20 protein-coding genes and 1 riboswitch are annotated in these 26323 nt (G+C 64.6%); of the genes, 14 read left to right on the top strand and 6 right to left on the bottom strand.

Features of this window, described 5'->3' with window-relative positions; translation table 11 throughout:
• The first annotated feature begins 56 nt into the window (after positions 1-56).
• The gene (locus ACVWWN_RS20905) at positions 57-182 is read left to right on the top strand and encodes a DUF2510 domain-containing protein (protein WP_457145553.1); all 126 of its coding nucleotides are present in this window, start codon (positions 57-59) and stop codon (positions 180-182) included.
• A 280-nt stretch (positions 183-462) separates the two neighbouring features.
• Here the strand turns inward: ACVWWN_RS20905 and ACVWWN_RS20900 are convergent, their stop codons facing one another.
• The 4 genes from ACVWWN_RS20900 to ACVWWN_RS20885 all read right to left on the bottom strand — a co-directional run bounded on the left by ACVWWN_RS20900 (position 463) and on the right by ACVWWN_RS20885 (position 3184).
• Positions 463-1275, bottom strand: a complete 813-nt coding sequence (locus tag ACVWWN_RS20900; protein ID WP_457145552.1) for a DUF2637 domain-containing protein — start codon at positions 1273-1275, stop codon at positions 463-465.
• Positions 1272-1496, bottom strand: coding sequence for a helix-turn-helix domain-containing protein (locus ACVWWN_RS20895; RefSeq protein ID WP_457145551.1), 225 nt, complete (start codon positions 1494-1496; stop codon positions 1272-1274). The genes ACVWWN_RS20900 and ACVWWN_RS20895 overlap by 4 nt, the downstream gene beginning before the upstream one ends.
• A 129-nt stretch (positions 1497-1625) precedes the next feature.
• Positions 1626-2219 (bottom strand): hypothetical protein, encoded by a 594-nt coding sequence (locus tag ACVWWN_RS20890; RefSeq protein WP_457145550.1) that lies wholly within the window; start codon positions 2217-2219, stop codon positions 1626-1628.
• A gap of 34 nt (positions 2220-2253) precedes the next feature.
• Positions 2254-2364, bottom strand: a riboswitch (SAM riboswitch).
• Positions 2365-2779: 415 nt separating this feature from the next.
• Entirely contained in the window at positions 2780-3184 is a 405-nt protein-coding gene (locus ACVWWN_RS20885; protein WP_457145549.1) for a helix-turn-helix domain-containing protein, read from the bottom strand.
• Positions 3185-3631: 447 nt separating this feature from the next.
• Between ACVWWN_RS20885 and ACVWWN_RS20880 the strand changes: the two genes are divergently transcribed.
• The 4 genes from ACVWWN_RS20880 (at position 3632) to ACVWWN_RS20865 (ending at position 14131) form a co-directional block, all read left to right on the top strand.
• Complete coding sequence (locus ACVWWN_RS20880) at positions 3632-4069, top strand: tetratricopeptide repeat protein (protein ID WP_457145548.1); 438 nt, start codon at positions 3632-3634, stop codon at positions 4067-4069.
• Positions 4070-4329: 260 nt separating this feature from the next.
• Entirely contained in the window at positions 4330-7824 is a 3495-nt protein-coding gene (locus ACVWWN_RS20875) for a helicase-related protein (RefSeq protein WP_457145547.1), read from the top strand.
• 166 nt (positions 7825-7990) lie between these two features.
• Positions 7991-10768 carry a DUF1156 domain-containing protein gene (locus ACVWWN_RS20870; RefSeq protein WP_457145546.1) on the top strand — a complete coding sequence of 926 codons (2778 nt, stop codon included), beginning with the start codon at positions 7991-7993 and terminating at the stop codon, positions 10766-10768.
• Positions 10769-14131, top strand: coding sequence for a Swt1 family HEPN domain-containing protein (locus ACVWWN_RS20865; protein ID WP_457145545.1), 3363 nt, complete (start codon positions 10769-10771; stop codon positions 14129-14131).
• A gap of 101 nt (positions 14132-14232) precedes the next feature.
• On the opposite strand, the gene ACVWWN_RS20860 is transcribed toward ACVWWN_RS20865, so the two are convergent.
• Positions 14233-14364: a hypothetical protein gene (locus tag ACVWWN_RS20860; RefSeq protein ID WP_457145544.1), complete on the bottom strand. Its 132-nt coding sequence runs from the start codon at positions 14362-14364 to the stop codon at positions 14233-14235.
• Between the two features lie 39 nt (positions 14365-14403).
• On the opposite strand from ACVWWN_RS20860, the gene ACVWWN_RS20855 reads away from it, so the two are divergent.
• From ACVWWN_RS20855 to ACVWWN_RS20835, 5 genes are all read left to right on the top strand, one after another.
• Positions 14404-14802 carry a hypothetical protein gene (locus tag ACVWWN_RS20855; RefSeq protein WP_457145543.1) on the top strand — a complete coding sequence of 133 codons (399 nt, stop codon included), beginning with the start codon at positions 14404-14406 and terminating at the stop codon, positions 14800-14802.
• Between the two features lie 67 nt (positions 14803-14869).
• Complete coding sequence (locus tag ACVWWN_RS20850; RefSeq protein ID WP_457145542.1) at positions 14870-15361, top strand: DUF4365 domain-containing protein; 492 nt, start codon at positions 14870-14872, stop codon at positions 15359-15361.
• Complete coding sequence (locus ACVWWN_RS20845) at positions 15313-16491, top strand: hypothetical protein (protein ID WP_457145541.1); 1179 nt, start codon at positions 15313-15315, stop codon at positions 16489-16491. The genes ACVWWN_RS20850 and ACVWWN_RS20845 overlap by 49 nt, the downstream gene beginning before the upstream one ends.
• A gap of 248 nt (positions 16492-16739) precedes the next feature.
• On the top strand, positions 16740-17249 hold the full coding sequence (locus ACVWWN_RS20840; protein WP_457145540.1) for a PIN domain-containing protein: 510 nt from the start codon (positions 16740-16742) through the stop codon (positions 17247-17249).
• Positions 17131-18231 carry a hypothetical protein gene (locus ACVWWN_RS20835; protein WP_457145539.1) on the top strand — a complete coding sequence of 367 codons (1101 nt, stop codon included), beginning with the start codon at positions 17131-17133 and terminating at the stop codon, positions 18229-18231. The genes ACVWWN_RS20840 and ACVWWN_RS20835 overlap by 119 nt, the downstream gene beginning before the upstream one ends.
• 198 nt (positions 18232-18429) lie before the next feature.
• Here the strand turns inward: ACVWWN_RS20835 and ACVWWN_RS20830 are convergent, their stop codons facing one another.
• A complete protein-coding gene (locus ACVWWN_RS20830; protein WP_457145538.1) occupies positions 18430-18999 on the bottom strand; it encodes a recombinase family protein in 570 nt (189 codons plus the stop codon).
• Positions 19000-19277: 278 nt separating this feature from the next.
• Here ACVWWN_RS20830 and cas3g point away from each other — a divergent pair, with 278 nt between their 5' ends.
• The 4 genes from cas3g to csb2 are packed head-to-tail and all read left to right on the top strand — an operon-like array spanning position 19278 to position 26054.
• Entirely contained in the window at positions 19278-21617 is a 2340-nt protein-coding gene (gene cas3g, locus ACVWWN_RS20825) for a type I-G CRISPR-associated helicase/endonuclease Cas3g (protein ID WP_457145537.1), read from the top strand.
• Positions 21617-23710, top strand: a complete 2094-nt coding sequence (gene cas8g1 / locus ACVWWN_RS20820; protein ID WP_457145536.1) for a type I-G CRISPR-associated protein Cas8g1/Csx17 — start codon at positions 21617-21619, stop codon at positions 23708-23710. Before cas3g ends, cas8g1 begins: the two co-directional genes overlap by 1 nt.
• Positions 23707-24666 (top strand): type I-G CRISPR-associated RAMP protein Csb1/Cas7g, encoded by a 960-nt coding sequence (gene cas7g, locus ACVWWN_RS20815; protein ID WP_457145535.1) that lies wholly within the window; start codon positions 23707-23709, stop codon positions 24664-24666. The genes cas8g1 and cas7g overlap by 4 nt, the downstream gene beginning before the upstream one ends.
• Positions 24645-26054, top strand: a complete 1410-nt coding sequence (csb2, locus tag ACVWWN_RS20810) for a type I-G CRISPR-associated protein Csb2 (RefSeq protein WP_457145534.1) — start codon at positions 24645-24647, stop codon at positions 26052-26054. Before cas7g ends, csb2 begins: the two co-directional genes overlap by 22 nt.
• Positions 26055-26323 lie beyond the last annotated feature (269 nt).

Here is a 26323-nt window from a genome sequence, read left to right as displayed (position 1 = left end):
TGCTGTTGTGAATTTGCTGTACGGGTGTAAGCCAGCAGGCCCTACGATGCGGGGCCATGACCACGTTGCCGCCCGGCTGGTATCCCGATCAGGCGGGGAGTGGCGGGCAACGCTACTTCGACGGAACACCATCCACTACGGATTCGTCGTTCTGGCCATCCTTGCGCTGCTCGGCACGCTGATACTGGCCACACTGATGTTCTCGACGGCCAGCGACCCGAACACGGAAGGCATAGGTGTCGGGATAGGTCCGCTGTGGCTGATGTGGGGCGGCATGTGGACGTCATATGGTCCGCCTCCGGCATCCACCACACCCGACGTGGCAGACGGCAGGGATGACGGCTGCGCAAGCACGCTCATCAGCGCACGGCAGCATGCCCGGCGGGGGTCCTGCAGTCGCGAGTCAGTGACGGGCCGGTAGACGGTCGCTCCGCATGGAGTGATTGCGCTGTCTGCGGTTTCCTACACCAGTTCCAGCGTGCGCTGACGGTGCGCTGCGGCGGCGGCGATAACCCGAGATACGGCCGAATGATGCACCCCGGTGTTCTTGGCGATCCGGTTCTGCGGATCACCAGAGTCGTGGGCGGCGAGGATGCGCGCGACCACCGCGACAGGTTGGCGTGTGATCTTCTCAGCAACCAGCACGGCCGCGAGTACGCGGTTCGGTTCGTCCGCGCTGGGAACCGCGCCTTCCGTCGCGGACGCATTCGCGTCGTTGCGGTCCGCCATCGCCACGGAGGCGGGTGTCGCGATCGAGGCGTCGCGTCTCGAAGTCGCGGTGATCGCGCTCGGAGCCGCGGTTACTCCCGCGCTACGCGTCGCGTTACGGCTGCGACGTGCAGGTTTGTCACCAACTGCAACGAGCGCGAGCGTGGAGACGCCGATCGCCAGATCGATGACGAGAGGCAAGACGGGCGCGAGTCCTGGCCGGATACCCGCGATCACCGCGAGGTCGCGCAAGGCGACGAACGACAAGATGAACGCGCCCACCGCGAGTGCTCCAGTCGCGGCCACCGCCGCGCGGTAGACAGCACCCGAGGCGGTCACCTCGGCCAGCACGGCAAGACCGTGGACCGACAGCAGGAGCACGATGGGCGGCACCGCGGCGACACTCCCAGCGAGCGGCCGAGTATCGGGCGCAGCCGTGAGCCACGCATGCGCCACGTTGCCCGCCAGCGACACCCATGTGGCGAGAATCAGCCACGTCCAGAAGAACCGGACCGCCCGCCGATGGTTCCTGCGCGTGATGTCGCCCTGGGTGAGGTTGGTGGTCATTGCTGGTTCCCCGCCAGGACATGGTCGAATGTCCGCTCCCCGATCGTTACGGTGACGCGAGCTTTGGCTCCGAGGGCGTTGAGGTACTCGGACAAGGTGCTCAAGAGCACATCACCCCGGCGCTCAAGTTGAGACACGCTGCCCTGAGTGGTGCACAGTCGAGCCGCCATCTCGGCCTGGGTAACTCCGGCCTCGCGGCGGATCTCCGCCAGTTCGATCATGAACTGAGATTAGCTGCGACTGATATCAGTTTCAACTGATACACGCTTGTTAGCTTGGTCGAGACGGGACGCGATAGCTGCCCCTGCGAGCCCTGTGCTGTCCAGGTCGCTCCGCTGCGGTGACGTCGGTCAGTCCGCTTGTTGCTCTCGGCGTTGGCGGACGACGTCTTCGGGGTTCGTGGTGGCAGGCGCGTCACCGAACTTCGCTGCGAGTTTCTGCAGCAGCGCCGTCTCCTGCGTGGTTGGAGGGTCGACCCCAACCAAATACCCCGACTGCGGGTCCCCGGCGTCACCGTCAGGTAGGGCATCGAGGTCAGCCAGCCAGTGCTGGGGAATCGTGTAGCCGTGGTTCTCCCGCATCGCCCGCTCGATGAACTGCCTGGTCGTCTCGGTCGGCCGCCGACGGATGGCTGGAACGCAGGGTGCCACCGTCTCAACCGTGGCGAGATTGAAAGAGCCACTTGAGATCACGTATAGCACGTGATACCTAGGCTTCCATTCGGCGCGGCCACCGAAGATGAGCGCCGAACGCAGACGGTCAGGATCGTGATACCACAGCGTCAGTTTCAAGTCGTCACCTTCGATTTCGACGCGGCCATCGTCGTGAACGGCAACGACCTTCACTTTGACAATCGGCTGCCCGTCCTGGTGTGACTTCTTCCCCTGAATCCAGTGCATCAGGTGGCCGGAGCCGTACGAACCGCAGGAACGATTCTGAGACATTGCGGTACTCCAGAAAGATTGGGCCTCCACTGCCGAGGCGCTCCTGCCCGCACCCGTTGGTGCCAGCCGCTTCGTCATCCGAGCCACCCACGAGCGTGGGGTTGGCGTGCCGCAAGTCGGAGCTTGGCGACGGCATCTCGTGAAGCTCTCTCGATTTTACGGACGTCCGCGTCGGCCATGGCTCTTCGGGGCGCTTTGGGTGGAGCTGCCGGGAATCGAACCCGCTTCTCTACCAGGCAGTATGCCTTCTGAGCTGCATGCTCGCTCCGTCCCGGTCCGGTTCAGTCCCGCTCGTTACCTGCGGTTTTGTTCTCGGGTCTTGACGGCGTCAAGACCGATCACACCGCTGCAAGCCGCCGGTTTCAGATGCCTTGCAGTCGTCATAACAACAGCGTCTGCAACTTCCTGGGCCAGTCATGAAGCTCTCCGCATGTCCCTGACACAGCAGCACGACAGCTGCACGCGCCACTGGTACGTCTTGTCCGGCACCGAGTAGTGCACATCGAAAGACAGCTGGCCACAGGACCTTCATCGCGTTGCGGGGATGCAGATCCTCCCACTCAGCAACCAACCGCTCGCGGGAGATGGGCGCGCCCGGCAGCTTCCGTTCGACCGGAAGGGTCATATCGCTTTCTCCTTACGAAATCGTCAAGGTCTTCCGCCTGGACAAACGAGCGGCGGCCGATCTTAACGAGGGACAGTTCGCCGTCCTTGACCAACGCGTAGAACGTGGTGGGGCTGATGCCGCCCAGCTGATGCCGGGCTTCTTTAACCGGCACGAGGTGCCGGTTATGTTTCTTGTCGCACCATGGGCATAGAAGAAAATCTTCTTGGGGTATCTCGGGACGTTCAACCGCGCGTGCAGGCGCCGGAGTTGGGCCCTCCCGCCGGACGGCTGCCGCGCTGACGGCCTCGTTGACGACGTCGCGGATGGCTTGGGCGAGCCGGTCGGCGGCGTCGCTCATCGCTGTTGTCTCCGATCATCGGTGCGCTGAATAGTGTTGCGATCCAACCAATCCAGCACGTCTGACCAACGGTAAAGCACCCGCCTTCCTCGTTTGACGAACATCGGCCCAGTGCCCCTGTATCGATCCTGGGCAAGAGAAGCGGTCGTGGTGTGGAGGTACTGGGCCACCTCAGCGGGCGTGGCGAGTGCTGGAAGTTTATCGGGCATGACCGCCGATGATAGGAATTGAAAGGGGCTGGTGCCATCTCCACGACACGGGCACGGCTGGGCACTCAGGTGCATCCGACCGCCGCGAGCTGTCGCTGAAACAGCACGGTGATGGTTCCTCTGGGCGATCTCGATCTGGGTGGTCATCGTGTTCCCCTTCTGGCGGTGAGGTCGTACGTCACCGTTCGCTCGCCAACTTCAACGACGATCTTGGCGTCCACGCCGAGTGCCGTGAGTCATGACGCCACCTGTCGCCACCACGGCTAGAGTCCACTCGCATGGGGACATTGACGTAACCGCCGCTGAACTGCAAGCGATCACTGCTGAGGCCAAGAGTGGCGATGTTGCAATGCAAAACGTCCTTGGGACCATCTTCTTTCAACGTGGAGATCTGGATAGGGCTGAGCAGTGGTTGCGGACAGCTGCTCTCGCTGGCCACTACGACGCGGCTTACAACCTCGGCGTCCTGTTCCTCAATGATCGAGCCAACGAACCTGCGGCGGAGCGGTGGTGGCAACATGCTTCAGCGGGTGGCCACGCGGGAGCCAAGCATGCACTAGGGATCTTGTGTTATCAGCGCGAAGATATGGCAGGAGCCAAGCGGTGGTGGGTGGAAGCAGCTCGCGCCGGTGACCAGGATTCCATTGACAAACTCGAAATATTGCTCGCCGACTGAGCCGCTTGGTCTCGACGCCGTCGCCGTTAGTTCCTTGTACATGATCGGTACGAGCCCGGCGAGCAGCTTCTGTGACAGGTCGGGTTGTTGAGGATCTGGGCCGAGAGGTAGACGAAATAGTCACCGCTGAAGGGCTGTGCTCAAGGAGGGGAACAATGTCGGACGCGGCCTCGCGCCTCTCGGTCGACGATCGTCTTCACGTCTCTGCGTCGGCCAGTCCTCGTATCCTCCACCCATGACCGCGCAACTGGGCCGACTCGATGACTGATCAGACCGCCGCCGGGGCCTCGACACGTTTGGAGGACCTGCAGGCTGGGCTCAGATTGTCCGGCTTGTTGCCGCAGACCGTGTCGATCCTTGCGGTTACTGCCCACGGACCTGATGCGGTCACGCTAACCTTCCAGGATGTCAGCGGCGCTCTGGGCCAACGACTGCTCTACCGCACCGACGAGGCCGCGCTGTCGATTGAATCCCCGACCGCCCGCTGGCAGTTCGACGCGGACCCTGCCGAGTTCCGTCTTGCTGCCGAGGCGTTACGGATCCGGATGGCCGGTCTGCACGACCCGATGGTCGCGGTCTCGTCGAGTGCGGTTGAGCCGCTGCCGCACCAGATCCGCGCCGTCTACGGCGAGCTGCTGCCCCGCACCCCGCTGCGCTTCCTGCTCGCCGACGACCCGGGGGCCGGAAAGACGATTATGGCCGGGCTCTACGCCAAGGAGCTGATGCTGCGGGGTGATCTGACCCGAATGCTAATCATCGCCCCGGGCAGCCTGGTCGAGCAGTGGCAAGACGAACTGGCCACCAAGTTCGGCGTCGCCGCCGAGCTGCTGTCGCGGGAGATGATTGGCGGGCTCGTCGATGGCAACCCGTTTGCCCGGTATCCGCTGCTGATCGCCCGGATGGATCACCTGGCCCGCAACGACGAGCTGATGACTCTGCTTGACGCCAGCGACTGGGATCTAGTGATCGTTGATGAGGCGCACCGTATGTCGGCGAACTGGTGGGCTGGAGAGTTGTCCACCACTCGCCGCTACGAACTCGGCCAGCGCCTGAGCCCAATCACCCGCCACCTATTGCTGATGACCGCCACCCCCCACGCGGGCAGTGAATCAGGATTTCAGGCGTTCCTCGCGCTGCTAGACCCGGACCGGTTCGAGGGTGAATACCGTTCGGGCGCGCACACGACCGACACCTCGGGGCTGATGCGCCGGATGGTCAAAGAAGAGTTGTTGACGTTCGAGGGCAAGCCGCTGTTTCCGGAGCGGATCGCCGAGACCGTGCCCTACCAATTGTCCGACGGGGAGAAGCACCTCTACGAGGAGGTGACCCGTTACGTGCGTGAGGAGATGAACCGAGCAGAGCGACTCGGCAGTGACAACCCCCGCGCCCGCACCGTCGGCTTTGCCCTCACCGTGCTGCAGCGTCGTCTGGCGTCGAGTACCCACGCGATCCTCCGCTCGCTGCAGCGCCGCCGTGAACGGTTGGAGACAAAGCGCCGCGAGATGCTCGACCCACGTCTGGCCCGCTCGGAAGACGAGTTAGCCGAGTCGCGGTGGACCCGGCTGGAGGATCCCGACGAACTCGACGCCGACGAGACCGAGCAGCTCGAAGAGGCCGTCGTCGATGCCGCCACGGCAGCGCAGACGATCGCTGAGCTCGACATCGAGATCGCCCAGCTCACCGAGCTGGTCGCCTGGGCGCGCTCGGTGAACGAGAGCGGCGAGGACCGCAAGTGGAGCGAGCTGCGCGCCCTGCTGCTCGATGAACCCCTGCTGCAGGGAGATGACGGGCCCCGCAAGCTGATCATCTTCACCGAACACCGCGACACCCTGAACTATCTGGTCAGCCAAATCCGCAACGTTCTGGGCCGTGGGGATGCGGTGGTGACCATTCATGGAGGCACGCGCCGTGAACAGCGACGAGTCATCCGAGAGGCCTTCACCCACGACCCCGGCACCCGCATCCTGGTGGCCACCGACGCCGCCGGGGAGGGGCTGAACCTGCAAGCGGCCCATCTGATGATCAACTACGACCTCCCGTGGAACCCCAACCGCATCGAGCAGCGGTTCGGGAGGATCCACCGCATCGGCCAGCGCAACACCTGCCGCTTATGGAATCTGGTCGCCGACGACACTCGCGAAGGGCACGTGTTCACCCGGCTGCTGGAGAAAATGGAAGTACAGCGCCGCGCCTACGGCGGCCGGTTGTTCGACGTGCTCGGTGATGCGTTCAGAGACCAGCCGCTGAGCAAGTTGCTGATGGACGCCATCCGCTACGGCGATGACCCCGCACGCCGCGCAGAGCTAGACCGTGTCGTCGACGACCAGGTCGGCAAAGGAACCGAAGATCTTCTCCGAGAACGGGCCTTGGCCCGCGAGTCGCTGACTCCCCACGAGCTGAACGAGCTGCGTCGACAGATGGACGAGGCGCGGGCCCGCCGCCTGCAGCCCTACTACATCGAGTTGTTCTTCCGCGACGCGTTCAAACGCCTCGGTGGGCGGATGACCCGCCGAGAGCAGGGCCGCTACGAGATCACCAATGTGCCCTCCACGGTTCGGCTTCGGCAACGTCCCGGTGCGACGATCCCGATCGCCACGCGTTACGAGCGGACCACATTCGAACCCGACTGTGTCGATGCCGACGCCGCCCGCCGCGCCGAATTGCTTGCGCCCGCACACCCACTCATGGACACCGTCCTCGACGTCACCATCGAGACGCACCGACGGGCCCTCGAAGCCGGGACACTGCTGTTTGACCCCACTGACCCCGGCACCGAACCCCGCTTGATCGTCGCGTTGACCGCCGAGATCGTCGACGGCACCGGGGCGGCGGTGTCCAAACGCTTCGAGTTCGTCACCCTCACTCCGGCGGGCGGGGCGGCGGTCATCGGCCCGGCCCCCTACCTGGACCTGCAGCCGCTGCCTGAGCATGCCCGGGCCGCCGCCGAGGCCGCGCTCGCGGGCGGGTGGTTGGCCGACGGCGTCGAGCAGCTTGCCACGTCCTGGGCGATCGCCCACGCGCAACCCCAACACCTTGAGCAAGTGCGGGCCCAGTTGGTGCCGCTGATCGACAAGACCCGCGCCGCCGTGCGCCAACGGCTGGTGCAACAGATCAACTACCTCGACGCCGAGGCCGCCCGACTGCGCGATACGCAGAGCACTGGCAGGCCCGGTCGGTTACGCAAGAACAGGCAGAGCCCCGAACGGCTGGAAACCCGCGCCCGCGACCTCGAAACCCGCCTGGAACGACGCACCGCCCAACTCGACGCCGAGGCACAACTCGCCGCGAGCCCACCGACTATGGTCGGGGCGGCTCTGGTCATCCCGGCCGGACTCATCCCCGGCGATATCGCCACCCACGCCCGCGAAACAGCACGAGTGGAGCGGCGCGCCGTCGACGCGGTTCTGGCAGCCGAACAAGCCATTGGACGGGACCCCACGGAGATGCCGCACAACAACACCGGCTACGACATCCACTCCACAACCTCCGAGGGGGAGTCGGTTTTCATCGAAGTTAAGGGCCGCATCGCCGGGGCCGAGGACGTCACCGTCACCCTGAACGAGGTGCTACTCGGCAAGAACGTCCCTGCAGCGCACCGCCTCGTTCTCGTGGAAGTCAGCCCCGATGGACCCGAAACCGACCGGCTCCGCTACGTCTGCGAACACTTCCGCAGGATCAACCTCGGAGATCTCGCCGCCACCGACGTACGCCTGAACTGGGCCAAAACCTGGGCGAAGGGCACCGAACCCTGCTGACACCAATCCAACTCGAAGCCTCCGGACGTGTCCCGGCCCACTGCTACGGTCGCCCAAAACAAGAACAGCCCTATAGCCCAGGAGCCGACTACCTAATGCCCCGAACCGTCGTCACCCTCCGCCGGATTGCGGCCACTAGTCTCGGTGCGCGCGACCGGTGTCGGCGATGAGCGACCCGAGGCGCAAGCTCATCGAGGTGGGCATCCCGCTCAAGACGATCAACGAGGAATCGGCGCGGGAGAAGTCCATCCGTCACGGCCACCCCTCGACACTTCACCTTTGGTGGGCTCGCCGTCCGCTTGCCGCCGCGAGAGCGGTGCTGTTCGCCCAGTTAGTCGACGACCCGTCCGCACACCCGGACAAGTTCCCCACCGACGAGGCGGTTGCTGCCGAGCGCACCCGCCTACACGCGTTGATGGAGCAGCTTGTGGTCTGGGAGAACTCCAACGACGAGGAGCTCCTCGCCAAGGCGCATCGGGAGATTCTGGAGTCGACTGGTGGTAATCCGCCGCCTATCCTCGACCCGTTCGCTGGGGGCGGCACCATCCCCCTTGAAGCCCAGCGCCTCGGGCTGGAGGCACATGCGTCAGACCTCAACCCCGTCGCAGTGCTGATTGGCAAGGCGCTCATCGAGATACCCCCTAAGTTTGCCGGACGCCCGCCGGTGTCTCCGGAGGTGGCCAAAGTGCAGCTCGCCCACCCGTGGCCACGTGCCACCGGCCTGGCCGAGGACGTCCGCCGCTACGGGCGGTGGATGCGTGACGAAGCCGAGAAACGCATCAGGCACCTCTATCCCAAGGCCACCCTGCCCGACGGTTCACATGCCAAGGTGATCGCGTGGATATGGGCGCGCACCGTCACTTGCCCCAACCCTGCCTGCGGTATCGCGATGCCCCTCGTTCGCTCCTGGTGGCTGGGCAAGAAGAAGGGTAAAGAGGCCTACGTCGTCCCCTCAGTCGTCGACGGGAGGGTCAGCTTTACTATCGGCCACGACGTCAAGACCGCACCGGCCGCCGACACGGACGGCACCGTCAGACGCACTGGCGCAACCTGCATCGGCTGCGGAGCAGCGGTCGACCGGGAGCACATTAAGGCGGAAGGCCGCGCGGGGCGCATGGGCCAACAACTCATGGCCACCGTTGCCGAAGGCAACCGCACCCGCATCTATATTCCGCCGACAACCGAGCACGAGACAGCAGCCCGTATTGCGCGACCACTCGATGTGCCGGATCAAGAACTCGGCTACCACCCAAAGGACATCTGGACGCCACCATATGGTCTGACGACGTTCGCGGACCTATTCACGGCGCGGCAGCTCACCGCACTCACCACCTTCAGTGACCTCGTCGAAGAAGCGCGCCAGCATGTTCTCGGCGATGCCCTCGCCGCTGGTATGGCAGAAGGGGACCGCCTCGAAACCGACGGCACCGGAGCCGCCGCCTACGCCGACGCTGTCGCAACCTATCTCGGCCTGGGCGTGAGCAAGATCGCCGATATGAGTAATTCGATCGCGCGGTGGAAACCGACAATGGATCAGGCTATTGCTCTTTTTGCTCGACAGGCGATCCCGATGGCATGGGACTACGCCGAGACCCTGCCACTAGCCGAAAAGCACGCAGGCGGGTTCATTACGAGTATTACGGGCATGGCAAAGGTGCTTGACGGACTCAGGCCCATGTCGCCAGGGCTCGCCACACAGGCATCCGCTACCGATCGTCCGCTCAATCGAGCTCTTATCTCCACTGACCCTCCGTACTACGACAACATCGGCTACTCGGATTTGTCGGACTTTTTCTACGTGTGGCTCCGACGCTCTCTGCAGTCTGTTTACCCCCGCTTGTTGAGCACCATGCTGGTTCCGAAGGCCGAGGAGCTCGTCGCGAACCCGTACCGCCACGGAGGTAGGGCTGGCGCGCAAGAATTTTTCGAGAACGGGTTCCGGCAGGTGTTCGCCCGGGCGCGGGAATCGGCGCTGCCAGATTTCCCGATCACGGTGTACTACGCGTTCAAGCAGTCCGAAACGACGGAGGGAAACGAAGCCTCTACAGGCTGGGAGACTCTGCTCGAAGGGATGATCCAGTCTGGGTGGTCGGTGACGGCGACGTGGCCGCTGCGCAGCGAGTTGGGCAATCGGATGCTGTCTCAAGGCACCAATGCGCTGGCGTCGTCGATCGTGCTGGCACTTCGACCCCGACCGGAAGATGCGTCGCGCACGGACCGGCGGCGGTTCATCGCCATGCTTAAGGCAGAGCTTCCGACAGCGCTGAGGGAGTTGCAGCAGGGTGCAATCGCACCTGTCGATCTTCCGCAGGCTGCGATCGGCCCGGGCATGGCGGTGTTCTCCCGATACTCGGCGGTCTTGGAGGACGACGGGTCGAAGATGCGGGTCCGCGCCGCGCTTTCCCGCATCAATGAGGTCCTCGACGAAGTGCTCGTCGAGCAGGAGGGTGACTTCGACCCGGACACCCGGTTCGCGATCGCGTGGTTTCGCCAGTACGGGTTCGACCCGGGTGCCTACGGGGATGCGGACAACATCGCCCGGGCCCGCAACGCTTCGATCGACCATCTCGACCGGGCGGGGATCCTCACGAGTCGGGCGGGCAAGGTGACCCTGGTCGCCTCTGACAAACTCGATCCCGATTACGACCCTTCAACCGATCCCTCGATCAGCACGTGGGAGGTGGTGATGCACTTGACCCGCGCCCTGGCCACGCACGGCATCCCGACGGCCTCGGCACTTCTGGCGAAGGTCCCCCCCTCGATCGAGCGGGACCTGTGTAAGGAGCTGGCATTCCTTCTGTTCACCGTCGCTGAGGGCCGCAAGCACACCAAGATCGCCGTCGAGTTCAACGCCCTGGGTACCGCGTGGAACGAGATCGCCGCCGGTGCTCCAACAGCAGCAGCGCGACCGACGCAGCAGGCTATCAATTTCGAGGGGGACTAGATGGCCAGCAGTAACCGAGACCGAGTCCGTCGGGCACTGGAGCTACTCGGTGAATCGCTAGACTCATTCATCACCGGCGCAACCCGCGACAAGATCCCGGACGGCAAGGACTGGACGATGCTGCTGGCGGCCAAGGACGCCGGTAACGGCGCCAGCGTGAACAAGAAGTACAACCCGGTGGACCCGCAGAACGGTTTGCGGATGCTCACCGAGAACATCACCAGCAGGGCGATCCCCGGCTGGTATCCCTTCGGCGAGCTGCTCTCCCGCGCCGAGCAGAGCCTGGCCAGCGAGCTGCGCGACGTCCGTGACCGCGAAGCCCACCATGAGCCGTTCTCCGCCGATGACGCATACCGGGCTCTGGACACCGCCGAGCGGCTGTTGCGGGCGATCGGTGCACCCGATGCCGCCGATGAGGTCAAACGCTCCCGCGTCGACCTGCGCCGGGTCTCCTCCGAGCAGGAGGACCGCCGCGTCGTCAAGGCCGCCGGGGCCACTGAGGTCGGCTCGACGGGGCTGGTGCCCTGGCGGGAGGTGCTGCGCCCGCACGACGACGTCGCCAAGGGAAACTTCAGGGCAGCCGAGTTCGCCGCCGACCTAGCCATGGTCGCGCGCGGTGAAGGCGATCCGGAGTACACCGACCCCGTCGAGTTCTTCCGCCGCACCTTCCTCACCGGCGGTCTGCAGGACCTCATCACCCGAGCGGTCGCCCGGATCTCCGGCGACAAGAATGCCTCCCCGGTCATCAACCTGCAAACCAACTTCGGCGGCGGCAAGACCCACTCCATGCTCGCCCTGTGGCATCTGGCATCGGGGCGCCCAATCAGCGACTACCCGCAGGAGATTCAGGACTTGCTCGGACCGATCCGGCTCGACCGGGACATCCGCCGCGTCGCGCTGGTCGGCAACCATCTCGAACCGTCGGGTCTCAAGCCCAAGGCGGACGGCACCAAGATCAACACAGTGTGGGGCGAGATGGCCTGGCAGCTCGGGGGCCGAGAGGCCTACGAGATCGTCGCCGAGGCCGACCGGACCTCCACCAACCCCGGCGATAGCCTGCGCGAGCTACTCGCCAAGTATGCCCCGGCCGTCATCCTGATCGACGAATGGGTCGCCTACGCCCGCCAGCTCTATGGCCGCGACGACCTGCCCGGCGGCACCTTCGACACCCAATTCACCTTCGCGCAAACCCTCACCGAGACCGCCAAGGCAGTGCCAGGGGCGCTCGTGGTGATCTCCATTCCGGCCTCGGCACGCGACGACGACGGACACAGCCTGATCAGCGAGGAAGAGGTCGGTGGCGAAAACGGGCGCGAAGCACTGCGCCGCCTGCAGAACATCGTGCGCCGCATCGCCGATCAGTGGAAGGCCGCCAACCCCGAGGAGTCCTTCGAGATCGTCAGGCGCCGCCTGTTCACCGCCCCGGACGGCCAAGCTCTCGCACAGATCAACGCCACCGCCACCGAGGTGGTCAAGTTCTACCGCCAGCACCACGCCGAATTTCCCAACGAGGCCACCGACAACGCCTACATCGACCGGATCCGCAGCACCTACCCGGTGCACCCCGAACTCTTCGACCGGCTCTATGAGGACTGGTCCACCCTGGAGCGTTTCCAACGCACCCGAGGTGTCCTGCGGTTGATGAACACCATCGTCGGCTCGCTCTGGCGCGGCAACGACACCGCCCCGTTAATCATGCCCGGGTCCGTGCCGCTGAGGGACGGCGAGGTGATGACCGAGATCACCCAATACCTCGACGACCAGTGGAAGGTCATCATCGACGCCGACGTCGACGGCCCGAACGCGGCTCCGGCGCAGGTGGACAAGGACAACCCTGACCTGCTCGGCAAACGGTTCATCACCCAACGCCTCGCGCGCACAGTGTTCATGGGGGCGACACCCACCCTGCACACGTCCCACAAGGGGGTCATCAAGCAACGGGTGTTTCTCGGCACGGCGCTGCCGGGCGATATCCCGGGCAATTTCCACTCAGCGCTCAACCAACTCGCCGACAAGGCCACCTACTTCTACTCCTCGGGTGAGCAGTACTGGTTCGACACCCAGGCCAACACCACCCGCACCGCCCGCGACTACGCCGAACGCCTGCACCCCGAGGACGTCTGGGCCGAAATCGTGCGCAGGCTCCAGGTCCACCGCAGCCCGTCACCGCGCGGATTCACTGCCGTACACGTCGCCCCCGATTCCTCCGCCGACGTCCCCGACGGGCAGGAGGCGAGGCTGGTCATCGTGCCGCCCGCGCACGTCCACGACCGCCGCCAAGGACCCGAGTCAGCGGCCTACGCCTGGGCGTCCGACGTCGTCGACCGACGCGGCTCCGGGGCGCGGGTGCATCGCAACGTGCTGGTGTTCCTGGCTGCCGACGCGGCCCGCTACGAAGAATTGCAGGCTTCCGTCCGCGACTATCTGGCCTGGCGGTACGTGCGCGACAACGCCGACGGGGTGCTCAACCTCACCTCCCAGCAGCGCCAACAAGCCGTCGAGCGACTCCAGCGAGCCGACCGCACCCTGAACGATCGGCTACTCGGCGCGTATCACTGGGCGCTGGTGCCCACCCAGCCCGACCCCACCCGCCCGCTGCAACTCGATGCCGTCAAGGCTGAGGGCGGCCCCGACAACCTGGCGGAGCGCACCGCTGCCCGTCTGATCGAGAAGTCCGAATTGGTTCTGCGTCGAGCCGCAGCGGCGATTCGCCTCGACCTGGACACCAGCTTGCGTTCGGTGTTCGAACGCGACGGCCAGATCAGCCTGGGGACGCTATGGGAGTACTACACCACCTACCCCTATCTGGCACGGCTGCGCGACCGCACTGTCCTCGAAGACGGGGTGCTCTCGACCCTGGATTCTCAGATTGACTGGCAACACCAGGGATTCGCCTTAGCCGACGGCTGGGATGGACAGAACTACAGCGGACTGGTGCTGCCGACCGACTCGGTGAGCAGGCCAGCCACCGTGGACGCGCTGCTCCTGGTCGACCCCGTTCGTGCCGAGCAACAACGCCAGCGTGAGATCGACACGCGGCCACCGGAACCTGGCCCTGGCCCTGGGCCGCATATACCCGTCGTCACACCACCCAAGGTCCCGACCCCGCCGCAACCACCGGGCCCGTCAAACACCAGATTCTTCGGCACGGCGACGCTGAACCCGGAGTTTTACGCCCGCGACTTTGGCCGCATCACAAGCGAGGTGATCCAGCACCTGGCCGCTGTCGAGGGCGTCGAACTTGAAGTGCGCCTTGAGATCACCGCTGTCGCCAAGAACGGGTTCGACGAGGCCAAGGTCCGTACCATCAGCGAAAACGCCCAGACACTGAAGTTTGAGCAGTCCGGCTTCGAAACGGAGTAGCCCCGCAGGCGCGGGATCCATTTCGGGGCTCAGAGACTTTCACGGCGTCACAGGGCGACGTCGAGGTCCGCCAGGGCGTGGCACTGATAGTCCTCGGCACGCTATGGCGCAGCGCCGAGGCGATGGCGCGCCCACTTGGCCAACTCGCGCTCCTGGCCGTCGCGGTAGTCATGACGTCCATCCTGCCCACTGCCGCCGTAGCGGGCGCGTCGAGGCGGTGCTGTCGTGGTCACCGCGTAGCTTGTCGATAGGACCACCACAGAGGGGGATGCGTGTCGTACTTGGACGAACCGCTGCGCATGATCAGCGTGCAGTTGCCAGACCGAGCGTTGAAGACCTATCGAGTACTCAACGATGGCAATCCTGACCTGTATCCGGTCGTCGTCGGATTCAATCGACCGGTCAACGAGTACGAACGCCTGGCGTTGAAGGATTTTGGGGTCATTCGGGGCGATACCGATCGAATCTGGGCACTGATCGAGGACACCACGCTGGAAGCCGTCGCCGACAATCTCGACGAGTACAACGCCGAGTTGGACGCGGCAGTCGAGAAGGCGCGCCAGGTGAAGTCCGACGCGGAGGCCGAGGACGGCCGACTTCGCAAGCAGACCTTGCAGCTGATCTACAAGCTTCGCCGTGAGTACGGCCTGGACGCACCTGCCGAGAACTGACGTTCAAGGGGCCGCTAACTGCTGGGGTTCGGCCTCGACCGAACCGCCGAACGGTTAGCGTGATCCCGTGGCGGGGGCACAGTCCATCGGGGGCGCCGACCAGACCGGTCGCCTTGGCGTGATGTACTTCCGCTCCCTCCTGGCCCAAGCGGGGGTGGCTCACGGCGAGTTCTCGCCAGGTGAGGACTACCTCGCCGTGGATGTCACAGTGGAGCTTCCTATTGGTGGAGTCCGCGTTCAGATCAAGACCGGCACCAAGCGATTGAACAAGGACGGCAGCGTCACGGTGCCGGTGACGGATCAGTGGAAGGCGAAGTGGGCCGCGGCGCAGGTGCCCGTCTTCCTGGTGTACGTCAAGCTGGAGACGTCCGCCTCCGCCAAGTGGATTGAGCACAATGCCGCACACACCATCGTCTTCGCGAAAGCGTTGTGGACTCAAGTGAACGCGGTGAATGGAGCGAGTGTCAGAGTCCCGGCGCAGAATCGCCTCACCGCAAGGACATTTGATGGATGGGCCAACGAGTTCGAGCGGAACTGGGGAAGGGCGGCGAGCGCGTGACGACGGCTCTGCATGACCGTGTGGTTCGCTACCTGGCAGCAACCGGCTGGCTCGCGCCTGAGGAAGTCGGCGAAGTTGGACAGCTGTGGCGGCACCCCACCTCGGATTTCATCCTGCCCGTGCCTGACCACCTGGTGGAGGCTGGCATCGATTGGCAGGTGATTACAGAGCGACTTGCAAGGCTGGAACGTATCAAGGTCGTCGAGGTTGTCGCGCGGCTGACCGAACAGCCGGTCGACATCGCCAATCTGCGCGCCGCCAACGACATCGTGGTCAGGGATACCATCCCCCTACAGGCGGGCGTGACCCTGGTGCAGTCTTACTGGACGATGCTGCGGTCGTCGGCGACCACCGCCCTGGGGCCACGCTCCTTTATCCGTCGCTATCGCAAGACCGGCGACGATCTGGTCGTTGCTGCGCGCATGGCGCACACCAAGCGCGGATCGTTCATCATTCCGATCTTGTTGCCCCTTTCCGAACCCGAACCTGACGAGAAGACACCGAGGGAACCCGCGCTTCCCGATATGGAGGTCACAGCTGCGCCTGAGCCTCTGGAACGCCGCGTGATGCGCACGTTTGCCGAGTCGCTCGCCGCACTCGACACACTTGCGGTGACACCAGAGAATGAGCCTCAGGGTCCTTCCGTCCATGAGTTGATACGCGCCGGTGTGAGTCACCAGTTCGTAAGTGCGCTACACCGCGTGCTGACCGAAGATGCCGTAGACGAGTTCAGCGCCGCGTTCGAGTGGGCACCGGTCGGGGACCCGCCGAGGGGCTTGCGCGAGGTTTCAATTCCGGCGGCGGCCAGTGACCGGATCAAGTCGGTCGCCAGCCGCCTCAAGGACGCACCCACGGCGCGCACCGAGGAGCAGTTCGTTGGACCGACCCGGCGTGTGGAACGGGACCCCAATGACGACACGGGGACGGTAACCGTGCAGACGTACCGCAATGGTCATGCCGCCAGTATCGCGGTGCGTGTGTCTGCTGGTGTGCTCGACCACGCATGGGACTGGGCTAGGGACCGTAAAACCCTCGTCGTACAGAGTAGGGTTCGCCGGACAGCTGACGGTCTCATGGCAGCGACTACCGACGCCGTGACTCCGCTCATGTTGGACACGTCTCCTGGCTGACCGCAGGCGGGAACCGCACGACTCGCGGTGAGAGGGCCTGACGGCCCGGCCCCCATAGGCGGCAAATGCCTCGATGTGATGCGACCCGCCGCCACCCCTATACCTCGTTAAGTCGTTGACTCCGTTAGGAGAATAAGCTTGTGACCGTCATCGTCGTTGATACCAACGTCTTGGTCGAGTCGCCGCACTTGCGGAAGCGGGCATGCGAGTCACTGGTCGAGCACGCCGAAGCCTGAGGTGTTCGCACCGTGGTTCCGGAAGTCGTGTTCATGGAGACGGTGAACGTGGTCGGGCGACGGTGGATGGAGGAGCGTGACACGCTCGCGGGACTGAAGCTCGGCGAGTTCGCGGTGTCGGACCAGATCGCGGCCATCGTTGCCGAGATCGAGGCTCGTGTGGACGGGTACGCAACTTGGCTCCGCAAGTATTTCGACGAGCACGGCATTTCGGTCGAGCCGGTTCCGCCCGTCGACCACATGGAGATTGCGCGCCGCGCGTCTGACGGGCGTAACCCGTTCACGCGGAGTAAAGACGGCAAGACCAAGGATGGCTACAGGGACACGCTGATCTGGCTGACTTTCCTTGCGGTTGCTCATGACAACGACGACGAAGAGGTGTGGCTGGTCAGCCACAACACCCGTGACTTCGGGGTCGAATCAGGAGAATCGCAAGTCGATCGACGGCGACGACCGCGAGGAGCAACCCGGCCAAGTCTTTCACGAGGAGTTCGCAGAAGAACTCGCCGAGCGCGGCCTTAGCGAACGAGTCCGGTACGCGGTCAGCGTCGACCGGCTGGAAGGACACCTGGCTGCGCAGTTCGCTCCCATCACTGGTGCAGACCTACAGGAACGAGTCGATACCATCGCGGTGGATGTGTTGGCGTCCGCGTTCGTGGACGCCTTGGTTGGTACAGAGGTCGATCCAGAATCAGCCGCATTGCCCGTCGAGGCGCTCAGGGCTGTCGTCGTCGGCGCGCGCGAACCAGAGGAGGGCTGGGAGTTCAGCGAAGCGGCGGGCAGGGGCAGCGCAGGATGGACTGCACGGTTCATCGTGGACACGGAAGTAGACCTCACATTGGTCGGCGCACCCCTCATCGGCGCCGAGCACACGAGACCTCTTAGGGCGGTAGGCCAAGTGACCGTTGCGCCAGATGGCCAGGTCGTCGAGGTCACCGTCGACTCAGTTGAGGCATTGCCCGGAGACCCCATGCGAGCGCGGTGGGTAAGGCGCGCCGGACGGCCCCTGATTGACGTCGCACAGCTGTCGAGTGTCACCGAGGCCCTCAAAGCCCAGCAAGACGCACAGGCCAAGATGATTCGCGACGCCACGCCTGCTCTAACCGATGCGCTGAAGGCACAGCAGGAGGAGTGGTCGAAGACCATGCGCCACGCGATGCCCGGTCTCGCCGACGTCCTGAGGGCGCAACAACATCAGTGGGCTGAGGCGATCCGCGATGCAACGCCCGGTATCACCGGTCTCAACGACATGCTGAAGAAGCAGCAGGCGGAGTGGGCCAAGATGATTCAGGTCGCAACGCCCGCTCTTACCGGCATTAACGACGCACTCAAAGCGCAGCAGGAGCAGTGGGCGACGATGATTCGGGATGCGACGGGTGGTCTCGCCGGTCGTCACCAGGGCCGGGGATTTCCGGAGGTGGGCAACGGCATGGGCAGCGACATGACATCAGACAACGACGCCGAAGAGGCCGACCCCAACACCACTAACGAGACCGACGGATGACCCACTCGCCGGGCGGCGAGTAGCTCAAGCCGCAGGAGCTTCACCCACATGCCTGTACAAAGTTGCTCGGCTGACCCGAGGTACTTGGCGATGTCCTTGCCGGTATGACCATCAGCTTTCATCCCGCGAGAGTGCGGCATGCGACTGCCCGTTGTTGTCTGACGCGCTCGATGGTCGCCGATGTGGGAACTGAACAAATCAGGCAGAGAGCGGCACACCATCGGAGAGGTAGCGGTACACCGTGGCGCGAGAGATTCCCAACATTTTCGCGATGTCGGTGGCTGCGATGCCCTTCTCTCTCAGCTTTCGTGCTTTAGCGGCATCGGCGTCGTCGACCTTGCGTGGGCGTCCACCTTTACGCCCGTTCGCTGCGGCAGCGGCCAGCCCCGCGCGGGTCCGCTCGACCATGGTGTCGCGTTCGAGTTGAGCGAAGGCGGCCATGATGGTGAGCATCGCCTTGCCCATAGGCCCCTCGGTGTGCAGACCCTCGGTGAGGCTGCGGAATCCGATCCCGCGAGAAGTCAGGTCGTCGACGACGGCGAGCACGTGTTGAGTGTTGCGCCCGAGTCGGTCAAGCTTCCAGACCGTGAGGACGTCGTCCTCACGGAGGTGATCCAGGCAGGCGTCAAGCTCCGGGCGGCGGGCCGTGGAGCCGCTGACTCCGTGGTCGGTGAAGATGCGCGCGGCACCGGCCTCGCGTAACGCGTCGAGTTGCAGCTGGGGGGTCTGGTCGGTGGTCGACACCCTGGCGTACCCGATGACTGCCATAACTGAACCCCTGTCTCATAATCCCGTCGACACCTAACAGCTGCACCGCGTCGACAGTCGGGGATCCCGGGTGCTAGGACGCAGCTATCGGCGCCGTTCGCGACGAACAGACGACCGGTCGCCTGTCAGCCGCTGAGACGGCCGATCCTTGTAGCCGTCCGGCGACGGGGGTTCACCTGGGCGTCAGCCACGACAGGTGCGATCTTTGCTTTTTCAACCACCTTTGTCAGACCTAGCACGTAGTTTCTGACGGGTTAATTCAGTCGAGAGGGGCGAGGGTGGCGTTCGGGGATTTCGTCGCCGCGGCTACAGGCGCGCACGTACGGCCGTATCCATACCAGGTGGCGTTAGCGGAGTCGGGATTGCCGGACGTGCTGCGTGCGCCCACGGGCTCGGGTAAGACGCTGGCGGCGTTGTTGCCGTGGCTATATCGGCGGATCGCCCATCCCGATCTGACAGTGCGCGCGGCAACGCCGCATTGGCTGGTGGTGGTGCTACCGCAGCGCACCCTTGTCGAACAGACCGTGGACTCAGCGCGTGAATGGGTCGAGGGGCTGGGTGCTGCAGTGGGGGTGCATACCCTGATGGGCGGCGAGGACAGCCGCGACCGTGAATGGAAGATGCATCCGGACACTGAACGGATTTTTGTTGGCACGCAGGACATGGTGTTGTCGCGGTTGCTGATGCGCGGCTTCGCGGAATCGCGTGCCGCCTGGCCGATGAGCTTCGGGCTGCTGCATGCCGGGGTGCAATTCGTGTTCGACGAAGTTCAGCTGATGGGCCCGGGCTTGCCCACGTCGCTTCAACTGCAAGGTCTACGGGAGGTGTTCGGCACCGCGCTGCCGTGCCAGTCGATGTGGATGTCCGCGACGATTGATGCGGCCGAGCTGTCGACTGCGGACTTGCGGCGCCCGCTCTCCGTGGTGGACGTGACGGACGGCGTCGGCGAGCTCGCCCAACGAATGGGCGCGACCCGCACCGTTCTTCGGCTTGACCTTGGCGCAGACGCCAAGAAGTACCCCGCCGCGCTGGCGGCCAGGGTGGTTGCCGAGCACCGGGTCGGCACCCGGACGCTGGTCGTGGTGAACACGGTAGAGCGTGCGATGGAGGTTCACGCGCAGCTGGCCAAGCTCGCCCCGCAAGCCGAATTGGTGCTGCTGCATTCGCGTTTCCGGCCCGCCGACCGTTCGTCCAACACAGCGGGGGCCTTGGCGCAACCCGGGCCGGACGGCACGATCGTGGTCGCCACCCAGGTCCTGGAAGCTGGCGTGGACGTGACCTCCGATCTGCTGATCACCGAGGTCGCGCCGTGGCCGTCGATCGTGCAGCGTGCGGGCCGGTGCAACCGCGACGGGCGCGCCGCCGACCCGCGACTCATGTGGACCGTCCCCCCTGGCGCGAAGGCGCACCTACCGTATGACTCACGTGATCTCGACTCAGCAGCGGCAGGGCTAACCGCGCTCGAAGGTCGTGCGATGACCGGCCGCGAGCTGGCCGAGCAGGACGTGACGGTCCTGCCGGTGGTCCATCCGGTGCTGCGTCGGCGAGACTTGGTTGACCTCTTCGACACCACACCAGATCTCGCTGGTGATGACATCGATGTCAGCGCATTCATCCGCGACGCTGACAACCGAACCGTGTCGGTCGCCTGGCGTCGACTCGACACCAACGACATGCCTGCGGTCGCTCGCAGCGAGTTGTGCCAAGCACCGATCGCCGACGTGCGCGACATGATCATTCGGAACGGGGCGCGCGCCCGGATCTGGGATCAAGTGGTCGCGGCGTGGCGGCCTGCACGACGGGATGATGTGCGTCCAACCGCTGTTATCGTGCTGGATGCGCTCCGTGGGGGGTACTCGTCCGAGCGCGGTTTCGACCCCAGAAGCACACAACCCGTTGACCCGGTGACCGTCGAGTCGACGGCACCGGACGCCTTCGACCGCGACCCGCTGTCGACCGGTTGCGGGCAGTGGGTGGCCCTAGCTGACCACCTCGTGGAGACCGAAACCACGGCAAGGGCGCTGATAGAGCGACTTGGAGGCGGCATCGATCTCACCGCGGCGCAACTTGACGCGATCCCTCACGCGGCGTTGCTTCACGACCTCGGCAAGGCGCACCCCGCCTTCCAGGCATCGCTGGCCAACGCGAATCCCGATGAGCCACCACCGGCTACCGACATTCCGTGGGCCAAATCCCCCAGTCATCGGCCGTTGCGTCACGATCCCCGGCACTTTCGGCATGAGCTGGTTAGTGCGCTGTGGCTGCACGGAGCGTCAGCCGGTCTGCTCGACGGTGAGCCGGAACCAGATCTCGTGGTGTATCTGGTCGCCGCCCATCACGGAAAGGTGCGGGTAACGATTCGGGGGCATCCCGACGAGCCATCCGGCACCACGCTCGGGGTCCAGGATGGCAGCCACACAATTGCTTTCGCGATCAACGGCCGGACGATCCCTTCGGTCAATTTGTCCCTGCGCCCAACCACCCATGGAGTCGATTCATTGACGAGCCGCGCCATTGCGTTGCGCGATCGCGCCGACCTCGGACCGTTCCGGTTGGCGTTCTGCGAGGCCCTCGTCCGAGCCGCCGACTGGCAGGCGAGTGCGAATGGAGTCACGTGATGAGCGAACTCGCGCTTACCGGCTGCCGGGCCACACCGCTGTCCGGGTATTTGTCCGCCCTAGGTGTCCATCGAGCCGTCCATCGGATGCTGGATGTGGGAGCCGAAGGTTACTGGCGGCACAGCGAGTACGTGCTGCGCTGCGAGTACGGCACAAATGAGCAACTGGCAGCAGCACTTTACGCCGCCTTCCAACCGGAATCTATTGTCTCGCCATGGAATTCGGGGTCGGGATTCTCGGCGCGCGGCACACGACCTACCGCTGATCAAATTGTGCAGTGGATCCGCGACAGCACCGACACGCGACTCGATGAGCTGCGACTCGCCGTCGCTGCCGGTGACCGGGTTGTGGCCGAGTGTCGACGACGAGATATCGACCCGTGGGACAAGAAGCTCAAATCGCAAGTAATGCAGTTATGCCGAAATGAATTTCCGGACGCTGGCGTCGCATGGCTGGATGCAGCGGTTGCGCTCGGGCAGGACCGTGATCCGTCGTACTCTCGGCTTCTCGGTACGGGTGGTAACTTCGGCAGCCAGGAGCTTTCCGCGACCTACTTACAGCAGGTCCGTACAGTGCTGGAAAACCCTGAGAGCCTTGAGTGGCTGGCATCGGCACTCGACGGGCGTCAACGTGCAGCTTTGCCGAAGGACTCGCTGGGGCAGTTCGACGCGGGCGGCGTCGGAGCGTCTGATGAGCCAAATCCAGTGGGTAATCCCTGGACATTCCTATTCCTCGTTGAGGGCACTCTGCTGTTCGCCACCGCCGTTGTTCGGCGGTACGGTTCCGCCTATCCGGGAGCAGCACTCCCCTTCCAAGTGCGTGGTTCAACGGCAGGCTTCGCATCGTCAGCGTCCGGGGAACCTCCACTCGCAGAGCTGTGGGCGCCGGAATGGTCTGAGTCCATGCGGATCGCCGATGTCGCGCATTTGCTCGGCGAGGGGCGTGCCGACTGGAACTCCCACACAGCGCGGTCGGGTCTGGATATGGTGCGCGCAGCAGCCACTTTCGGTGTGGATCGGGGCATCGCCGCGTTTCATCGCCATGTCTTCGTTAACCGACTCGGGCAGAACCCGATCGCGGTGCCCGCAGGCCGCATCGAAGTCGGCGTTCGCGGCGGTGTGGATCTGCTGACCGAGCTGGACCGCTGGCGTGACGCGCTTCGCCGCTCCGCTCCGCCCTCTTACACCGCTGCACGGCTGCGCGCTCTCGACCAGGCGATCTACGACCACGCGCGTGGCGGCGAGTCATCAGCACTTACAGAGGTTTTCGCCGCGCTCGGCAGATGCCTTTCGGCGGCATCCCGATCCGGAAAGGTTCGCGCGGCCGATCTGCCTGAGCTGCGCCTGCCGGATGGTGCGAAACTGTTCAACCACCTGCGCGACGCACTCGGCGACGACCGAGAACTGCGAATCGCGTTGTCGGTCGCGACCTCCCGCGGCGAGCGGAGCCCATTCCGAACATGGCTACGAGATCCGCTACTGGCCGCCGGACTCGCTGCAGGACTCGCTGACATCGCGCGGCGTCGAAGCTTCCCGCTCGCCACCAACGAAACTGTCCGCGACCGAACGCTGTCGGTGCGCGGCGCGCGGATCGTATTCGACACGGGAATGAGGCTGCGTCCGGGCGACGCGCGGGCATTCGTCGAAGGCGAGATCGATGACGACCGAACCGCCGCACTAATACTCGGCCTCTCGTGCGTCGACTGGCGCTATGTCAGCAGCGAGAACTTGCCCGGAGCTACATCATATGGCTCCCCTGCACTCGATCTGCTGCTGCTCTTCACGTCGCCGACACCGCTGAACTACACGAGTGCCGACGGCAACCCAGAGTCACTATTCGTGCGCCCCGATCACGAGTGGGCCGCCCAGTTGATCGCGGGCCATATTCCCGAAGTTCTGCATGAAGCTTCCCGGCGCTTGCGCATTGCCGGGCTGAGGCACGTCGTGACCGTTCCAGGCGCGTCATACGACGGCACCCGACTGGCGGCCGCTCTGCTGATGAACACCGCGACATCCGACCGCCGAGCAGCCCTCAGTCGCGTCGCCGTCATCGGATCGCACCGAAACCCATCGATAAAGGAGGCCACTGCATGACCACGCGCTACATCTATGACGTTGAACTAGCACCGCTATTCGGAAGCACATTTCAACCCACCGGGTTCCCCGATATCGGTGCCGCCACCTTCACCCGACACGAAGACGGCCGCGAAGTCGACGCACTGCTGGTGGAATCGGTGCAGTCGATGGCGAATCGGCTCGAAGCGACGGCGTGGGATAGTGCCGAGAACCAGCCCGAAGACGCGGTGTCGGGACTGCCGTGGGTCCGGGTGATCCGAGCCAAGAATGGCGAATTCCTGGCGTCGAGCAGACTCGAAGCGCATCGGCTCGCGTCGCCGTTTGTCCACACCGCCACCCTGCACGGCAAGCCAATGGTGGACGTGATCCGCGAGCGGCTTGGTCTTGTCGATGACACGCCGCTCGACTACCGGGCCATGGCGGCCGCGGTCGCACAGTTGGACCCGTTCTGCCTGCTGCATGGTGTGTTCTTCACCCAGAAGCAGTGGCTCGGCCAACCCAGGTTTACGCGGGCGGTCTCCGGCGTGATCGAGGCCCACGACGTTCAGCGTGCCGTCAGCGGCGGCCGCAAATCAGATCAAGTGCGTCACCACCTCGGTCAGGAAGGTGAAGGCGGCACCGCCGAAGGGTACGGGTCGGTGCCGTTCTCCCGAACCGAGTGGACAGCCAAGCGCATCATCGCATCGTTCGTCGTCGACGTCGAACTGCTGCGCTCCTACGGACTACCCAAGACGGCAACCGAGACGCTGGAAACTCTAGCGCTGTGGGAGATTCGAAACCTCCTCGACGGCGGCCTACGGCTCCGCACCGCCTGCGATCTTGATGTGGTGTCACCGGTCACCGCTCGCCGCGGACCCGAATTGCCGCCAGCCGACGAACTCGCCGACACACTGCGCGGACTTATCGCCAAATCCGATGGCGCGTTCGGAAATGGCAAAGCGATCACCGTCGAATGGTCCGGGAAGAAGGGCTGATCGTGCCCACCACCCTTGTGCTGACCTTTCCTCTCGGGCGGTATCACGCCACGCCCTGGGACCGGCACGTCAACGAGGGAGCAGTAGAGCTGCCCCCCTCACCGTGGCGGGTGCTGCGGACGCTGTACGCCGTGTGGCGAACTCGCTGCCCGGACCTGCCGCAGGAGACCGTGCACCCGCTCCTGGCCCAACTCGCCGGTCCGCCCACATTCTACGTCCCAGCCCACAGCCTGGCGCACAGCAGGCACTACTACCCAGATGCCAAGGACGGGACCGACCGCACCCTCGACACCTTCGCCGTGTTCGGCCCAGAAGATCAGCTCGCCATGCAGTGGCCAGCTGAACTGGAACCGGACACACGGGATGCGTTGCGGCGCATAGCCGGATCGATTCCATACTTCGGCCGCGCCGACAGCATCTGCACCGGCAACATCGAAACAGGTTGGACGCCTGCCGGACAAGCGATCTGGAAACCACTCGACGTCGCCGAACACATCTATGGATACGCCGAGGCGACATCGGTCCTCGCACCAGAGATCCCTTTGGTCGTCGACACACTCCTCGCCCGTCCTGCCGAGGTTCGCCGCAAAGGCCTACGATTCCCGGTCGGCTCGCGACTCGTGGCCTATGGGCTCGAACGCCCGGCCAACAGCCCAATGACGCTTGCCGAACCCCGACCGGCCAGCATTGTCACCGCGGTGCGGTTCGACCTCCTGCACGCCGCACTGCCACCAGACACTGACGCTGCGATCTACACCGACCTGCTGCGTCAGGCAGCTATCAAGCAACTCGGCGAGCACGCGGAAGGGACCATGCTGGGCGGAAGAACCTCCGACGACGCGCCGATGCAAGGCGGGATGCACGCCCACTACCTGCCCATCATCCGTGACCGACGCCTGACCGGGCTGGTGGTCTGGATTCCCGGCGGGCTTGCGGACAAGGAATTGACCGCCTTGAGCAACGTTCGAGTCCTCTACGACTACAAGCACCGCATCCAGGTGCGGGTGTCCGGCATCGGCGCGATCGAACAGGTCGCCCCGGAGCTCGTCGGCCCAGCGCAGACATGGCGCGCCGTCACGCCGTTCACGCCCTCCCGATACCCCAAGAAGAACCGCGACGAGTGGAACAACTTTGTGGTCAACGAAATTCACCGCGAACTTGGATTACGCGGACACACCACAGCAGCAGAATTCGAGTTCACCGACGGGCCCTGGACAGCCTTCGTGAGACACCGGCCAAGCGCACGCCTCCGCGGAGAAAAGCGGCAGGGCCAAGCGCACCTGCCCGCCCAATTCCTTCAACTGCGCTTCGCGCAGCCGGTTCACGGACCGCTCACATTGGGTTGGCTCAGCCACTTCGGGCTCGGACTCTTCATTCCGGAACCTTGAGCGATGGACAAGTTCATCGCCCCAGCGCCACCGGTGTACACCCAAGGCAGTGCCCACCCCAATTCCGGTCCCAGTGGCCGGATACCATCGAGGCCCCGGCTCTTACAGGCGGGTCCTATTTCCGGTCCCGGTGGCCGGACACTATTGAGGCGCGATCCAGTACTTGATTATGTCGTGCCCGTTGTAGCTGATTCCGGTCCCAGTGGCCGGACACCATTGAGGCCCCGGCTCTTCGTAGACGACCTTTACAGGCGGGTCCTGATTCCGGT

Source organism: Mycobacterium sp. URHB0021 (assembly GCF_054057895.1).
This window is presented reverse-complemented; position numbering and strand designations above follow the sequence as displayed.

Bases quoted from the DNA above. Each gene is read 5' to 3' on its own strand.
- ACVWWN_RS20905 (WP_457145553.1), top strand. From the start codon at position 57: ATGACCACGTTGCCGCCCGGCTGGTATCCCGATCAGGCGGGGAGTGGC.
- ACVWWN_RS20900 (WP_457145552.1), bottom strand. From the start codon at position 1,275: ATGACCACCAACCTCACCCAGGGCGACATCACGCGCAGGAACCATCGG.
- ACVWWN_RS20895 (WP_457145551.1), bottom strand. From the start codon at position 1,496: ATGATCGAACTGGCGGAGATCCGCCGCGAGGCCGGAGTTACCCAGGCC.
- ACVWWN_RS20890 (WP_457145550.1), bottom strand. From the start codon at position 2,219: ATGTCTCAGAATCGTTCCTGCGGTTCGTACGGCTCCGGCCACCTGATG.
- ACVWWN_RS20885 (WP_457145549.1), bottom strand. From the start codon at position 3,184: ATGAGCGACGCCGCCGACCGGCTCGCCCAAGCCATCCGCGACGTCGTC.
- ACVWWN_RS20880 (WP_457145548.1), top strand. From the start codon at position 3,632: ATGACGCCACCTGTCGCCACCACGGCTAGAGTCCACTCGCATGGGGAC.
- ACVWWN_RS20875 (WP_457145547.1), top strand. From the start codon at position 4,330: ATGACTGATCAGACCGCCGCCGGGGCCTCGACACGTTTGGAGGACCTG.
- ACVWWN_RS20870 (WP_457145546.1), top strand. From the start codon at position 7,991: ATGAGCGACCCGAGGCGCAAGCTCATCGAGGTGGGCATCCCGCTCAAG.
- ACVWWN_RS20865 (WP_457145545.1), top strand. From the start codon at position 10,769: ATGGCCAGCAGTAACCGAGACCGAGTCCGTCGGGCACTGGAGCTACTC.
- ACVWWN_RS20845 (WP_457145541.1), top strand. From the start codon at position 15,313: ATGGGCCAACGAGTTCGAGCGGAACTGGGGAAGGGCGGCGAGCGCGTG.
- ACVWWN_RS20830 (WP_457145538.1), bottom strand. From the start codon at position 18,999: ATGGCAGTCATCGGGTACGCCAGGGTGTCGACCACCGACCAGACCCCC.
- cas8g1 (WP_457145536.1), top strand. From the start codon at position 21,617: ATGAGCGAACTCGCGCTTACCGGCTGCCGGGCCACACCGCTGTCCGGG.
- cas7g (WP_457145535.1), top strand. From the start codon at position 23,707: ATGACCACGCGCTACATCTATGACGTTGAACTAGCACCGCTATTCGGA.
- csb2 (WP_457145534.1), top strand. From the start codon at position 24,645: ATGGTCCGGGAAGAAGGGCTGATCGTGCCCACCACCCTTGTGCTGACC.